The 14119-nt window shown below is 33.7% G+C and carries 13 protein-coding genes; 1 reads left to right on the top strand and 12 read right to left on the bottom strand.

All coding sequences use genetic code 11. The features are described from left to right. Positions 1-64 precede the first annotated feature (64 nt). The 12 genes from prmC to BTM19_RS10810 form a co-directional block, all read right to left on the bottom strand. Entirely contained in the window at positions 65-901 is an 837-nt protein-coding gene (gene prmC, locus BTM19_RS10865; RefSeq protein WP_029377990.1) for a peptide chain release factor N(5)-glutamine methyltransferase, read from the bottom strand. Further along, positions 888-1964, bottom strand: a complete 1077-nt coding sequence (gene prfA / locus BTM19_RS10860) for a peptide chain release factor 1 (protein WP_029377991.1) — start codon at positions 1962-1964, stop codon at positions 888-890. The genes prmC and prfA overlap by 14 nt, the downstream gene beginning before the upstream one ends. Then, positions 1964-2563, bottom strand: coding sequence for a thymidine kinase (locus tag BTM19_RS10855; RefSeq protein WP_029377992.1), 600 nt, complete (start codon positions 2561-2563; stop codon positions 1964-1966). Before BTM19_RS10855 ends, prfA begins: the two co-directional genes overlap by 1 nt. 200 nt (positions 2564-2763) lie before the next feature. Next, on the bottom strand, positions 2764-3021 hold the full coding sequence (locus tag BTM19_RS10850) for a type B 50S ribosomal protein L31 (RefSeq protein ID WP_017722078.1): 258 nt from the start codon (positions 3019-3021) through the stop codon (positions 2764-2766). 144 nt (positions 3022-3165) lie between these two features. Continuing rightward, a complete protein-coding gene (gene rho / locus BTM19_RS10845; protein WP_029377993.1) occupies positions 3166-4482 on the bottom strand; it encodes a transcription termination factor Rho in 1317 nt (438 codons plus the stop codon). Between the two features lie 181 nt (positions 4483-4663). Next, positions 4664-6091, bottom strand: a complete 1428-nt coding sequence (locus BTM19_RS10840; RefSeq protein ID WP_029377994.1) for an aldehyde dehydrogenase family protein — start codon at positions 6089-6091, stop codon at positions 4664-4666. Positions 6092-6240: 149 nt separating this feature from the next. Then, complete coding sequence (locus BTM19_RS10835) at positions 6241-6564, bottom strand: winged helix-turn-helix transcriptional regulator (RefSeq protein WP_029377995.1); 324 nt, start codon at positions 6562-6564, stop codon at positions 6241-6243. A gap of 89 nt (positions 6565-6653) precedes the next feature. Continuing rightward, positions 6654-7913: a UDP-N-acetylglucosamine 1-carboxyvinyltransferase gene (locus BTM19_RS10830; protein ID WP_029377996.1), complete on the bottom strand. Its 1260-nt coding sequence runs from the start codon at positions 7911-7913 to the stop codon at positions 6654-6656. A 465-nt stretch (positions 7914-8378) separates the two neighbouring features. Beyond that, positions 8379-9239 (bottom strand): class IIb fructose-bisphosphate aldolase FdaB, encoded by an 861-nt coding sequence (fdaB, locus tag BTM19_RS10825; protein WP_029377997.1) that lies wholly within the window; start codon positions 9237-9239, stop codon positions 8379-8381. A 259-nt stretch (positions 9240-9498) separates the two neighbouring features. Then, complete coding sequence (locus tag BTM19_RS10820; protein WP_029377998.1) at positions 9499-11109, bottom strand: CTP synthase; 1611 nt, start codon at positions 11107-11109, stop codon at positions 9499-9501. Positions 11110-11424: 315 nt separating this feature from the next. Then, positions 11425-11970, bottom strand: a complete 546-nt coding sequence (gene rpoE, locus BTM19_RS10815) for a DNA-directed RNA polymerase subunit delta (RefSeq protein WP_038678914.1) — start codon at positions 11968-11970, stop codon at positions 11425-11427. A 109-nt stretch (positions 11971-12079) separates the two neighbouring features. Further along, positions 12080-12940, bottom strand: a complete 861-nt coding sequence (locus tag BTM19_RS10810) for a GNAT family N-acetyltransferase (protein WP_038678917.1) — start codon at positions 12938-12940, stop codon at positions 12080-12082. 302 nt (positions 12941-13242) lie between these two features. On the opposite strand from BTM19_RS10810, the gene coaW reads away from it, so the two are divergent. Next, a complete protein-coding gene (gene coaW, locus BTM19_RS10805) occupies positions 13243-14040 on the top strand; it encodes a type II pantothenate kinase (RefSeq protein ID WP_029378001.1) in 798 nt (265 codons plus the stop codon). Positions 14041-14119: the final 79 nt, after the last annotated feature.

The following is a 14119-nucleotide window of genomic DNA, read 5'->3' as shown; positions in this document are numbered from 1 at the left end:
TTTTAAAGCAAAATAAAAAGTTATGCACTCTCATGATTGTCCATGTTCAGTGCATAACTTTTTTTTACCATACGAAAGCAATTATGCGATCGTTATTATTAATGTCTTTTATAATTTGAACATCTAATGTTGGATATTTAGCTATAATCTTTTCTTTTAATTTTGGACCTTGGGCAAACCCTATTTCAAATACTACTTTAGCATTCGGTAGTAAAACTTCTGGTAAGCGATCTAAGATCGTATCATAAACTTTATAGCCATTATTAGCTGCGAATAGCGCAGAATGTGGTTCATATTTCAGCACTGTATCTTCCATCATTTCCGCTTCATCATTATCAATGTACGGTGGATTAGAAATCAATCCGTTTACTTTTACGCCTTGTTCTATAAGGGGTGTTAAACCGTCTCCTTGCAAGAACTTAATTTCAACTTGATGATGTTGAGCATTTGCTTTAGCTACTGTTAATGCATTTCGATATAAATCCGTTGCGTACACATTGAGCGTGCTATCTAATTTTTTGAGTACAATTGGAATATTACCACTTCCTGTACCCACATCCACTACAGTATCGCCTTTTTTAAGTTGATGGTAGAAATGTAACATAACCTCTTCAGTTTCAGGTCTAGGGATTAAACAATTTTTATTTACATTAAAAATCTCACCATAAAAAGTTTGTTTTCCCGTAATATACTGTATCGGTTCACCATTGAGCATTCTGCACTCTGCTTCATCAAACATTTTTAAATGTGATACTGATATTTCATCGTTCATATGCATTAAATAATCCGCCTTGGACCATTCAAACAAATCAAGCATCAGCCATTCAGCTCGAGCTGTCTCAATATGTCGTTCGACGCACTTTTCTTTAGCATTGCTTAATATAGTTTTATAATTCACCATTGTTAAGTTCTTTCAATTTATCAGTTTGTTCAGCTAAAGTTAGAGCATCAATAATTTCATCCAATTTGCCTTCCATAATTTGATCTAACTTTTGTAATGTTAAACCAATTCTATGATCAGTTACACGGCTTTGAGGATAATTGTATGTTCTAATACGTTCCGAACGGTCACCTGTACCGACCGCAGATTTACGTTGTGCTGCATATTTTTGTTGTTCTTCTTGTAATTTCATATCAAATAAACGTGCTTTTAATACTTTTAAAGCTTTTTCACGGTTTTGAATTTGAGATTTCTCTGATGAAGTCGCAATAATACCCGTTGGAATATGCGTAATACGTACTGCTGAATCTGTCGTATTTACGTGCTGACCACCTGCACCACTAGAACGATAGGTATCAATTTTTAAGTCTTCATTACGAACTTCAATTTCCACATCTTCTACTTCTGGCAAAACAGCCACAGTAGCTGTTGACGTATGAATACGGCCACCAGATTCTGTTTCTGGGACACGTTGTACTCGGTGCGCACCATTCTCATACTTCAATTTACTGAACGCACCATTCCCAGAAACTGAGAAACTAATTTCTTTATATCCGCCATGATCACTCTCTGTAATTTCTACAATATCTGTCTTGTAATTGAGCGCCTCAGCATATTTAGAGTACATTCTAAATAAATCTCCTGCAAAGATAGCAGCTTCATCTCCACCTGCGGCAGCACGAATTTCTACGATAACATCTTTTTCATCGTTAGGATCTTTAGGAATTAGTAAGAATTTAAGTTCTTCTTCTAATTTAGGCACTTTATTTTGGAGCGTTTGATGCTCTTCTTTTAGCATCTCAATTTCTTCGCTATCTTTTGTTTCACGTAACATTTCTTCAACTTCTGCTAAATCTTCTTTTGTTTGTTTATAGTCACGGTATACTTCTACCGTTTTTTGTAAGTCTGATTGTTCTTTTGAATAATTACGCAAATTATCTGGGTTGCTCACAACATCTGGATCACTTAATAATTCATTTAATTGTTCATATCTTTCTTCTACAATATCTAATTGATCAAACACTACATTTCCTCCTTCTCATCATTACTCGGTGCGACGATGTGGTGTGCCCTACATCTCGGTTCATAACTTTCATTTGCACCAACTAATATAACTGGGTCATCTATTTTCGCTGGGTTACCATCTATTAATCGTTGAGTACGACTTGATGACGCCCCACAAACCGCACAAACAGCTTGTAATTTTGTTACATCTTCACTCACTGCTAACAGCTCTGGTATAGGTTCAAAAGGTCTGCCTCTAAAATCCATATCTAAACCAGCTGTTATGACTCTATGTCCTTTTTCAGCTAATTGCTCAGCGATATGAACAATTCCATTTTCAAAAAATTGTACTTCATCTATGCCGATTACATCTACATCTGATAAATCGTGTTTAAAAATCTCTGCTGCTGTTGATATATTAATTGCTTCTATTGCATTACCATTATGAGAAACAATTTTGTCTTTATGATAACGGTCATCTATAGCTGGTTTAAACACAACTACTTTTTGTTTAGCGTAAAGGCCACGTCTTAACCGACGTATTAACTCTTCAGATTTGCCACTAAACATACTTCCAGTAATACATTCAATCCACCCGGAATGATAAGTTTCATACATTATGCGTTCCACCTTTTTCAAAACATAATCGGTTCATTATATCATATTTTTTAAGTTAAAATATGATATATTTCCAAGTTATTGCGTTTATTTATGTCTATGTTTCTTGAATATCGCTATGCCATTATGTGATATTTATTTATTATTTATGTAAATATAAAAAAGCATCCTCATAAAATGAGAATGCTTTAAAACAACAATTATTCGTTGCTTGATTTGAATCCGAATTTTTTGTTGAAACGTTCCACACGACCATCCGCAGCAGCGAATTTTTGACGTCCTGTATAGAATGGGTGTGAATCAGATGAAATGTCTAAACGAATAACTGGGTATTCGTTTCCATCTTCCCATGTCATAGTTTCTGATGAAGATTTAGTTGAACCACTTAGGAATTTAAAATCCGTAGTAGTATCTAAAAAGATAACCTTATGATATTCAGGATGAATATTTTGTCTCATTACTTTTCAGCTCCTTTGCCCTGAACCATCTGGCACAGAGTTTTTTGTGAGTTTTTACCCAATACTTGATAATTATAATGGCTTTAAATATAAAACGCAACCCCAAATCAAACATTGCTTTGATATATACCTAATTATTTCAGATTAAATAATTGGTTTGCCTGTTTTAGTGCTTTCTTTAGCAGCTTTTTGTAACTGTTCAAAGAATTCTTTGTTGTTATCTGTACGTTTCAGTTTGCGCACGAATCTTTCTGTAAAATCTGTAGAATCCGTAAACATATTACGTAATTGCCACAATGACTCAAGTTCTTTTGAATCTATTAGCAATTCTTCTTTACGTGTAGAACTACGACCTATATCGATTGCTGGGAATACACGACGTTCAGCTAATTTACGATCTAGATGTAATTCCATATTTCCTGTACCTTTAAATTCCTCATAAATCATATCATCCATTCGAGAACCAGTATCTACTAGAGCAGTAGCTAAAATCGTCATACTACCACCCGCTTCAATATTTCTGGCAGCCCCGAAGAAAGCTTTAGGTTTGTGTAAGGATGCAGGATCTAAACCACCAGATAATGTACGGCCACTTGGTGGAATTACAAGATTATAAGCACGAGCTAACCTAGTAATTGAATCCATTAAAATGATGACATCTTTACCAATTTCTACTAGACGTTTTGCACGTTCTAATAATAATTCTGCAACTTTTACATGGTGTTGTGGTGGCTCGTCAAATGTAGAGTGTACTACTTCAGCAGATTCGACTGATCTCTCTATATCTGTAACCTCTTCAGGCCTTTCTCCAACAAGCAGCACAAATAACTCTGCATCTGGTTTATTTATCGCAATTGCATTTGCAATTTCCTTAAGCAATGATGTTTTACCAGCTTTTGGTGGGGCAACGATTAAACCACGTTGTCCTAAACCAATAGGTGTTACTAAATCCATTATGCGCGTTGAGAAGTTTTGTTTTGTTGTTTCTAGTAAAATGCGCTCTTCAGGATATAACGGTGTCAGTGCTTGGAAATGCGGACGCTTTTTAACTTCTTCTGCATTCTCACCATTTACGAAATCAACTTGTAATAAACCATAGTATTTTTCATTATCTTTAGGCTTTCTCACTTTACCAGTCACTTTATCTCCGCGCTTAATTTCAAAACGACGAATTTGACTAGCAGAAATATAAATGTCTTTTTCACCTTTAGAATAATTAACTGTTCTTAGGAAACCATAACCATCTTGTTGGATATCATCTAAAATACCTTCCATATAATAGTTACCGTCTTTTTCCATTTGTGCTTCCATAATGGCAAGAACAAGTTCTTTTTTATTCAATTTACTATAATTTGTTAGTTTTAGAGATTTTGCTTTTTGAGTGAGATCTTTTGTAGTGTAATTTTTGTACAATTCGTGGAACGATTCATACTGAGGTGATGTTCGTACTTTTTCAGGCATTATCTTGCACCCATTTCATAAATAAGTTTTTAAATAACGTAGTAACTACGCTACTTACTTTTATAACTATAGCAAATTTCCTTTTTAATTACAAAACGTATTTCAATTTCTAAAAATCAGAAAAAAGATGGAGCATAAGTTATATGCCCCATCTTCAAACAAATTATATTTTTAAAATTTATTATTTATAGTAACCTGCGATAGATTTAACTTCAAGGAATTCTTCAATACCATAGTCTCCCCATTCACGGCCAATACCTGATTGTTTGTAGCCACCGAATGGTAAATCTGGTTTGCGTCCTGCTTCATTAATTTCAACTGTACCAGCCTCTAATGAACGCGCTACTTTGTGTAAGGTGTCTTGATCTTTACCATATACATATGCAGCTAAACCATATTCTGTGTCATTTGCGATTTTAATAGCTTCGTCTACATCGTTATAAGTGATAATTGACATAACAGGACCAAATATTTCTTCTCGAGCGATTGTCATATCATTATCTACATTGTTAAAGATTGTCGGACGTGCAAAGAATCCTTTGTCCAGACCTTCTGGTTTACCAGGACCACCGTAAAATAATTCTGCACCCTCTTCTACGCCTTTATCAATATATGATTGCACTTGATCAAATTGTTTTTTACTAATGATAGGTCCAACTTCTGTGCCTTCTGCACGTGGGTCCCCTACTTTAACTTGGCTAAATTTCTCTTTTACAGCTGTTAAGAACTCTTCTTTAATACTTTCAGGTACAAGCGTTCTAGTACCAGCTGTACATACTTGACCAGTATTTGTAACAACTTTACCAGTTGCTGCACTTGCTGCTTTATCTATATCTACATCATCTAAGATAATATATGGTGATTTACCACCTAGTTCAAGTGATACTTTTTTAAAATCATCCGCGGCTTTCTTCATAATACTTGAACCAGTTGGGCCAGAGCCAGTAAATGACATCATTCTAACTTTAGGATGTTCACTTAAAGGATTCCCTACGCCTTGACCATCACCATTGACTAAGTTAAACACACCTTTTGGCACACCTACTTTATCAAAAATTTCAGCTAAAATAATTGCTGCAAATGGAGTTTCTTCCGATGGTTTTAAAACTACCGGACTTCCTGCTGCAAATGCTGCTGATAATTTAAGAGACGTTTGGTTTGTAGGGAAGTTCCAAGGTGTGATTAAACCAGCTACACCAATTGCTTCTTTGACAACTAAATCATCGCCACGGCGCTCTTCAAATTCAAAATTATCTAATGCATCACGTGCTGCTTCAAAGTGATCTAGTCCCATTTGGTAATGGACATTTTCTGATACGTCTAACGGCGCACCTAGTTCATCAGTAATAGCTTCTATAATATCTTCTTTTCTATTTTTATACTCTTGAACAATTTTATCTAATAGTTCTCTTCTTTCTTGAACTGAACTGTGTCTAAATTCAAAATATACATTCTCTGCTGCGTCCACTGCTTTATCAACATCTTCTTTGTTACCTTTCGCTATTGTGCCCGCTACTTCTTCTGTTGCTGGATTGATGACTTCTATCGTTTCGCCACTTGCACTTTCAACCCATTCACCGTTGATATATTGTTTAGTGAAATTTCTCATTATATATTCACTCCTTAAGTTATGTTGATAATTATATTTTAACCGAGATTTTATATTTTTAAACATAACTGCTCACAGCTACTAGTGCATAAAAAATGAGCCTAAAACATCATCTTGATGTTTCAGACTCTATTCTACAAGGCATTTAGTCACTTATTTTCAAGTTCAATATACTCTTGTGCCCATTCTTCCATTGGTACTAATGCTGCCGCTAAAGCATCACCTTTATCTGTAAGCTGATACAAAATATTCATCGGGCTTGTAGATACTACATTTTTCTCTACTAGTCCCCATTCCGTAAGGTCTGTTAATTTTATGCTAAGTGCACGTGGTGTTATTGTCTTCAAATCACGCTTCATATCTGAAAAGTGAGCAGATTTTTCCGTACATCTAGATAAATAATTAATAATAAGACCATTCCAGCTTCTACCTACGATTTTAAAGGTTTCTTCTAGATAAGGGCAAACCTCCATGGCTATCACCTCATTATCGATTTTTTTCTAAAATACATATCACTAAATACACAACTTTTTTACTTAGTATATTTAGTATACCACATTTTTTAAACTTCTTCAGTCCAAATATCTGCGCCAAGTGCTTTTAGAGTTTTTACGATATTTGTGTAACCACGATAGATATGTTTCACATTATAAATAGTTGTAACACCTTCTGCTAACAATCCAGCTACAATAAGGCAAGCGCCTGCACGTAAATCACTAGCGTAAACCTCAGCCCCAGTTAACTTCGATGGTTTTATAGTCGCTGTACCATCATCTGCAGAAATATTTGCACCCATATTTTTCAGTTCATCTACATGCTTAAAACGAGCTGGGTAAATTGTTTCAGTAACAAACGACACACCATCAGCCATAAATAATAGAGGGGTAATTGGTTGTTGTAAGTCTGTTGCAAATCCTGGATATACTAACGTTTTAATATCAACACTTGAATAAGGCGTACTACGTCTAATAAATACGCTATCATCATCAACTTGGATATCTACACCTAATTCTTTTAGTTTAACTGTAAGTGGTTCGACATGCGTTGGAATAATATTATTAATTCTGATGTCCTCACCACAAGCAGCTGCAATACACATATATGTACCAGCTTCAATTCTATCTGGAATCACTTGATGATGTGAACCATGCAGTCGTTCTACCCCATTAATTTTAATTGTACTTGTACCTGCACCTTTAATATCAGCTCCAAGGCTCATTAAGAAATTAGCTACATCTACTACTTCTGGTTCTTTTGCAGCATTTTCAATAACTGTATGTCCTTCAGCACGTACTGCGGCCAACATAATATTAATCGTAGCGCCTACACTGACGATGTCTAAAAATATATTTGCACCGACCAATCTATCTGCTTCAATCTTCATAGAAGTACTACTTGATTCATCAACTTTGGCACCTAATGCTTTAAATCCTTTAATATGTTGATCAATTGGTCTTGGCCCTAAAGGACATCCACCAGGTAAACCAATGACACATTTTTTAAACCTTCCTAACATTGCACCCATCATATAATAAGAAGCACGTAATGATTCTACTTTATTATTTGGTAATGGTGCATTTTCAATATTTTCAGGATCAACATGTAATGTCATACCTTCTAATTCTGTCTCAATGTTTAAATCTCCAAGTAAACTTACTAAAGTTTTTACATCAGAGATTTCTGGAAGGCCTTCAATTGTTACTTTGTCTTCAGCCAAAATTGCTGCTGGTATAATTGCTACTGCACTATTCTTAGCACCGTGGTTATTCACTTCACCTTTAAGTGTTTGCCCACCTCTAATTTTAATCACTTCTTGAGCCATTCGCTTGTTCTCCTTTGCCTTTCAATCGATATTCTATTCCAATATATCATTTGCATTATAAATTAAATGATTACAGTTTGCAAAGCACAACAGTTTCATAAAATCTATTTCAAATTTAATTAAGTGCTGCATAATGCATATATTTTTTACTATAATTTCTAATTCCCAATATTTTGCAATTTAAATCATTTTTTAAAGTTTATTTATAAAAATTATGTAAAAGACTGTAATTCTATTTATCAGCTTTCAAAGCCTAACAAATTATAACATAAAAAAAGGGACGAAACAGAAATCAAAAATTCAATTTTGATTTCTTATTCTCGCCCCAGAAAACGACTAGATATCTAAAAGCTCGTTTAAAGCTTATTTAACAATTAAACAATTGCAGTACTTATGAATGAACCACTTAGCAATGGCTGAGATTGTAATTATAAACTAGTCAACTTTCGCTATATAATAGTTAAATTATTTAGCTCTATTTGATGTACCAAACTCTTTAATTTTACCAATTACTGTAGCTTTAATTGCTTCACGTGCTGGTCCTAAATATTTACGAGGATCATAAACTTCTTTGTCGTTATCTAACGCTTCACGAACAGCTTTAGCAGAAGCAATTTGGTTCTCAGTGTTTACATTGATTTTAGCTGTACCAAAAGGAATTGCTTTTTGGATGTCTTTAGTTGGGATACCAGTACCACCATGTAATACTAATGGTAAACCAGTAGAAGCACCAATTTCTTCCATTTCTTTGAATCCTAATTTAGGTTCACCTTTATAAGGTCCGTGTACTGAACCTAAGGCTGGAGCTAATGTATCGATACCTGTTTTTTCAACAAGTTCTTGACACTCTTTAGGGTCAGCATAGATAACGCCTTCAGCAACAACATCATCTTCTTGTCCGCCAACAGTTCCTAATTCCGCTTCAACTGACACACCGTGCTCATGTGCATATTCAACAACTTTTGAAGTAATTTCAACATTATCTTCAAATGAACCATGAGAAGCATCAATCATTACTGAAGTGAAACCAGCGTCGATTGCTTCTTTACATTTTTCAAAGCTTGAACCGTGGTCTAAATGAATTGCTACAGGAACAGTAATTTCTTTGTCGTGCATTAATCCTTCAACCATTTTAACAACAGTGTAGAAACCGCCCATGTAACGAGCAGCACCTTCAGATACACCTAAGATTACTGGAGCGTTCTCTTCTTGTGAAGCTTCTAAAATCGCTTGTGTAAATTCTAAGTTATTTAAGTTGTATTGACCAACCGCGTAACCATTTTCTTTTGCGTCTATTAACATTTCTTTCATTGAAACTAAAGGCATGAAAGTTCCTCCTTGGTGCTTTAAGCACATATTTTTACAATCTAATTATATCAAAGTCATATCACTTTTGCATTCTTCTATATAATTGTAAGCGTTTTTATTTAACAATTTTTATTCAAAAAGTGAAATTCTTATAATTTATGCCATTTTTTAAATAAATATAGCAATTTAAATTTTATATTTTAATACAACTATAAAAAACGCGATATTTAGAAATTAGTTAAATACTAACTTTCTGATATCGCGTTTAATCTATATATTATTTACTTTGTTTATGTTTTAATGACGCTTCAATAAACGCTTTGAAAATTTGTTGAGGACGATTAGGTCTTGATAAAAATTCTGGATGGAACTGACAAGCAACAAAGAAGTCATTTTCAGGAATCTCTACCATTTCAATCAAACGACCATCTGGACTTGTACCGGAGAATACCATTCCGTTCGCTTCAAGCTGTTCTCTATAGTCATTATTAAATTCATAACGATGACGATGTCTTTCTTCAATATTTGTTTCGTTGTAAATACTATGAGCTAAAGTACCCTCTTGAATATGACAAGGATATAATCCTAATCGCAAAGTACCACCTAAATCTTCAATGTCTTTTTGTTCAGGTAATAAGTCAATAATTGGGTGTGGTGTATTAGGATCTAACTCCGCAGAATGTGCACCTTCAAGACCAATTACATTTCTAGCAAACTCAACAGTGGCAAGTTGCATACCTAAACAAATACCAAAGTAAGGTACATTATTTTCACGCGCATATTTAATCGCAGATATTTTTCCTTCACTTGCACGGAAACCAAACCCACCTGGTACTAAAATACCATCTACATCTGCTAGAACTTCTGAGACGTTTTCATCTGTTACTTCACTGGAATCAATCCATTTTACTTCAATATCTTTTTTCAATGGGTATCCAGCGTGTTTTAATGATTCTACGACTGAAAGATAAGCATCTTGTAAACTTACATACTTACCTACCAAACCTATTGTTATTTTTCCATCTAAACTATTCACAGTATCTAATAGATATTGCCATTCATCTAGTTGAGTTTCATATTTCGCGTTTAACTCTAAACGTTTTATCACAATGTCATCCATATCTTGGTTACTCAATTGTAATGGGATTTCATAAAGCGATTCAGCATCACGACATTCAATAACACTTGCTTTATCAATATCACAGAATAACGCAATTTTATCTTTTAAATCTTGTGTTAATTCATATTCTGTTCTAACTACAATTAAGTCCGGTTGAATACCAAGACCACGTAATTCTTTCACACTATGCTGTGTTGGTTTTGTTTTCATTTCACCAGCAGCTTTAATATAAGGCAGTAACGTACAATGTACGTACATTACATTTTCACGGCCTAAATCACTACGAATTTGTCTAATTGCTTCAATAAACGGTAATGATTCAATATCACCAGTTGTGCCACCGATTTCAGTGATAACAACATCTGCATTTGTACTTTCCCCTGCTAAAAGTAAACGCTCTTTTATTTCATTCGTAATATGTGGGATAACTTGTACAGTGCCGCCTAAATAATCACCGCGACGCTCTTTTTTCAATACATGAGAATAGACTTTACCTGCAGTTACATTTGAATATTTATTTAGATTTATATCAATAAATCTTTCATAATGTCCTAAGTCTAGGTCTGTCTCTGCACCATCATCCGTTACAAATACTTCACCATGTTGATACGGACTCATCGTACCTGGGTCTACGTTTAAATAAGGATCAAATTTTTGGATAGTTACTTTTAATCCTCTATCTTTTAATAATCTACCTAAAGATGCTGCTGTGATACCTTTACCCAATGAAGAAACAACTCCACCAGTTACAAAAATAAATTTTGTCATGTTCTGCCTCCTATTATTAAAACAGTAATTTCCTTCAATACCTATGATTGACAAACACATTTCCAATTCAGTGGTTAATTAATTTGCGGGATAGCTTTTACATAGCAAATGATTTATACATACGAATTGCCTTTACAAACAATCACCTAAATTAAAAATATTATAAAGCTTATATAGTAATTTAAATAAAAAAATCGCTCCCTCTCACATGGTTGTAAGGGGGAGCGTATATTATTTATACACGTCGTCCTATTTAAAGGAGCCCGAATAAAATTTTATCATGTTCCTGGAAAAAGTCAATTAAATCTCGAAGAATTATTCTTCTAAATCTTCATCGTCCTCTTCATCATCTTCGTCTTCTTCATCATCAAAATCTTCATCATCCTCATCGATAACGATATCTGTTTCATTTAGATCTTCATCTACATCGTCTTCTTCAGGATCTTCTGGGTCATTTAATGTTTCTTGGTCATCCGTTACTGATGGAATATCATCATCGTCTTCAGTTTCGTCTTCACCAAGTAATTTTAAGTTTTTGTCTTCTTCAGCATCATCATCTAAGATGTCGAATTTTTGAATTGTTGGAGCGATTTTTTCTTCGATGTCAGCAACTGAATACCAATCACGTAAACCCCAAATATTTTCTCCAACATTTAGAAAACGTCCATCTGTGTTTAAATCTGTATAGAATTGAACGATTCTATCTTCAATTTGTTCGTCTTCATAGTGTCCTAATGCTTTAAATTCATCAATGATATCGTATAAGTTCATCGTATCATTTTTTTCACTTAATAATGTGTAAGCCATATCGATAAATGATTTCTCATCAACCATTTCTTTTGTATAATCTTGAATTCTCATTATTTATTCTTCCTTTCAAAGGCATTTATCCAATTCAGTACTAAGTTTATCATAAGTAATAATAACAAATGTAAATTATAAATGACAATGCCTGATTTCGCAATCGCATTTAGTAATTTATATATTTTTCAAAGACAATAAAATCATCAGCTGCCTCAATTTCAACAAAATTACTATTTATACACAATGGTTTTAATTCATTATTCTCTCCATAGAGTGTAATTGTCAAAAGTTCTACATCGTTAAAATGTTTTCTGACATATGTTGCTAGTTGTCTCAAGGCACTTTCTGCAATACCGTGATTTCTTTTATCTTTATTGACTTCAATCTTAGAAATATTCATTCGTCCATCGTGTCTCTCAATAGCTATAAAACCAACTTTTTGATTATCTTTTATTAAGTCTATGATGTGTATGTTAAAGGGTTGTTCATCTGTATTAGGTCTTAACTTTAAAGACGAAACATGCTTAGAATCCAAATCTAAATAATATAATCTTTCTTTACCAATCGGCCCTTCCTCTTTCGTTGCAGCATGCATAAAACCTGCACGTTCATATACATTCCATGCACCTTTGTTCTCCGCATCAACCACAAGATATAAATGATTAAAATTCGGAAATAAATCTTGAACATATTGAGGCAAATACATCATCATCTTTGTGCCGTAGCCATAACCTTGGTAATCTTCATTTACGGATAAAGACCTAACATAAATAACTTGGTTAGGCGTATCATATCCTTCATGCTGATAATATTGATGTAACACAAAAAATCCAATAACATCTCCCGCTTCATTTAGTGCAATGTTAGCAATCCTATCCTCATCATTTATGGCATCATCTAATACATCTTTCGGTAAAGACGAATAGATTTGTTGACGTTCATTTAAATTAAAATCATAAAGTGCCTGTCTATACTTCTCTTCAAACACTTGTACTATAATATTTTCAAAATTTTGCTTAATTACCATTTCAATATCCCCTATTTAAAACGTAGTAGTAATTATAAATACCACTATTACACATAAAATAATCTATAAATCTAGAATTAATTTAAAAAACTATTCATTAACTGTTAATAATTTAGAATTTCAACTCTTAAAATGCATATTAAAAAGCCAAAATATGCGTTTATATCTTTTGGACATTTATTTTTTATAATATAAAGCTTAATTCAAGTGAAGAAATTACTACACTAGTAAATTCATAGTTGATTTTCTTAAATTTTATTATACTATTAGTTAAAATGGAAATTTTTTAGGAGGAATTTTAGATGAAAATTGGCATCGATGCTGGTGGAACGCTTATTAAAATTGTTCAAGATTATGCCGATAAACGTGAATATAATACAAGATTAACAACGGAAATCGATGATGTCATAGAATGGTTGAATCAACAAGACTGTGAAAGTATCAGTTTAACTGGCGGTAATGCTGCACTTATAAATGAAAAATTAAATTTTGCTTCACGTGTTTTTGTTGAATTTGATGCCGCTGCCAAAGGGCTCGAAATACTACTTGAAGAACAAGGTCACTTTTTAGATGACTACATTTTCACCAATGTGGGTACCGGCACTTCTATACATTTCTCTAATGGAAACAGTCAACAGCGTGTCGGTGGTGTCGGCACTGGTGGCGGTATGATACAAGGTTTAGGTTACTTGTTAACCGGAATTAAAGACTATAAAAATTTAACTGATACTGCTCAAAATGGTAATAGAGATATTATTGACTTGAAAGTAAAACACATATACAAAGATAGTGAGCCACCAATATCTGGTGATTTAACAGCAGCAAACTTTGGTAATGTCTTACATAATTTAGATACTAACTTTACAGAAGCGGATAAATTAGCCTCTGTTATTGGTGTCGTCGGTGAAGTTATTACTACGATGTCAATTACCGTAGCTAGAGAGCATAACACAGAAAATGTTGCATATATCGGTTCGTCATTTCATAATAATGAATTATTAAAAGAAGTCGTTAAAGACTATACCGTATTAAGAGGCTTCAAACCTTATTATATTGAACATGGTGCCTTTTCAGGTGCTCTCGGTGCTATTCATTTATAATCTTAATTTCATTTAAGTTATTACTATCTAATAAAGACAAAAGGGCCCTTAGACATATTTTTTATGTCTTAGAGCCCTT

Source organism: Staphylococcus xylosus, assembly GCF_002732165.1.
In the GTDB taxonomy this organism is placed as follows: Bacteria; Bacillota; Bacilli; order Staphylococcales; family Staphylococcaceae; genus Staphylococcus; species Staphylococcus xylosus.
The sequence above is the reverse complement of the archived record's forward strand: the minus strand, read 5'-3'. Positions and strand labels throughout refer to the sequence as shown.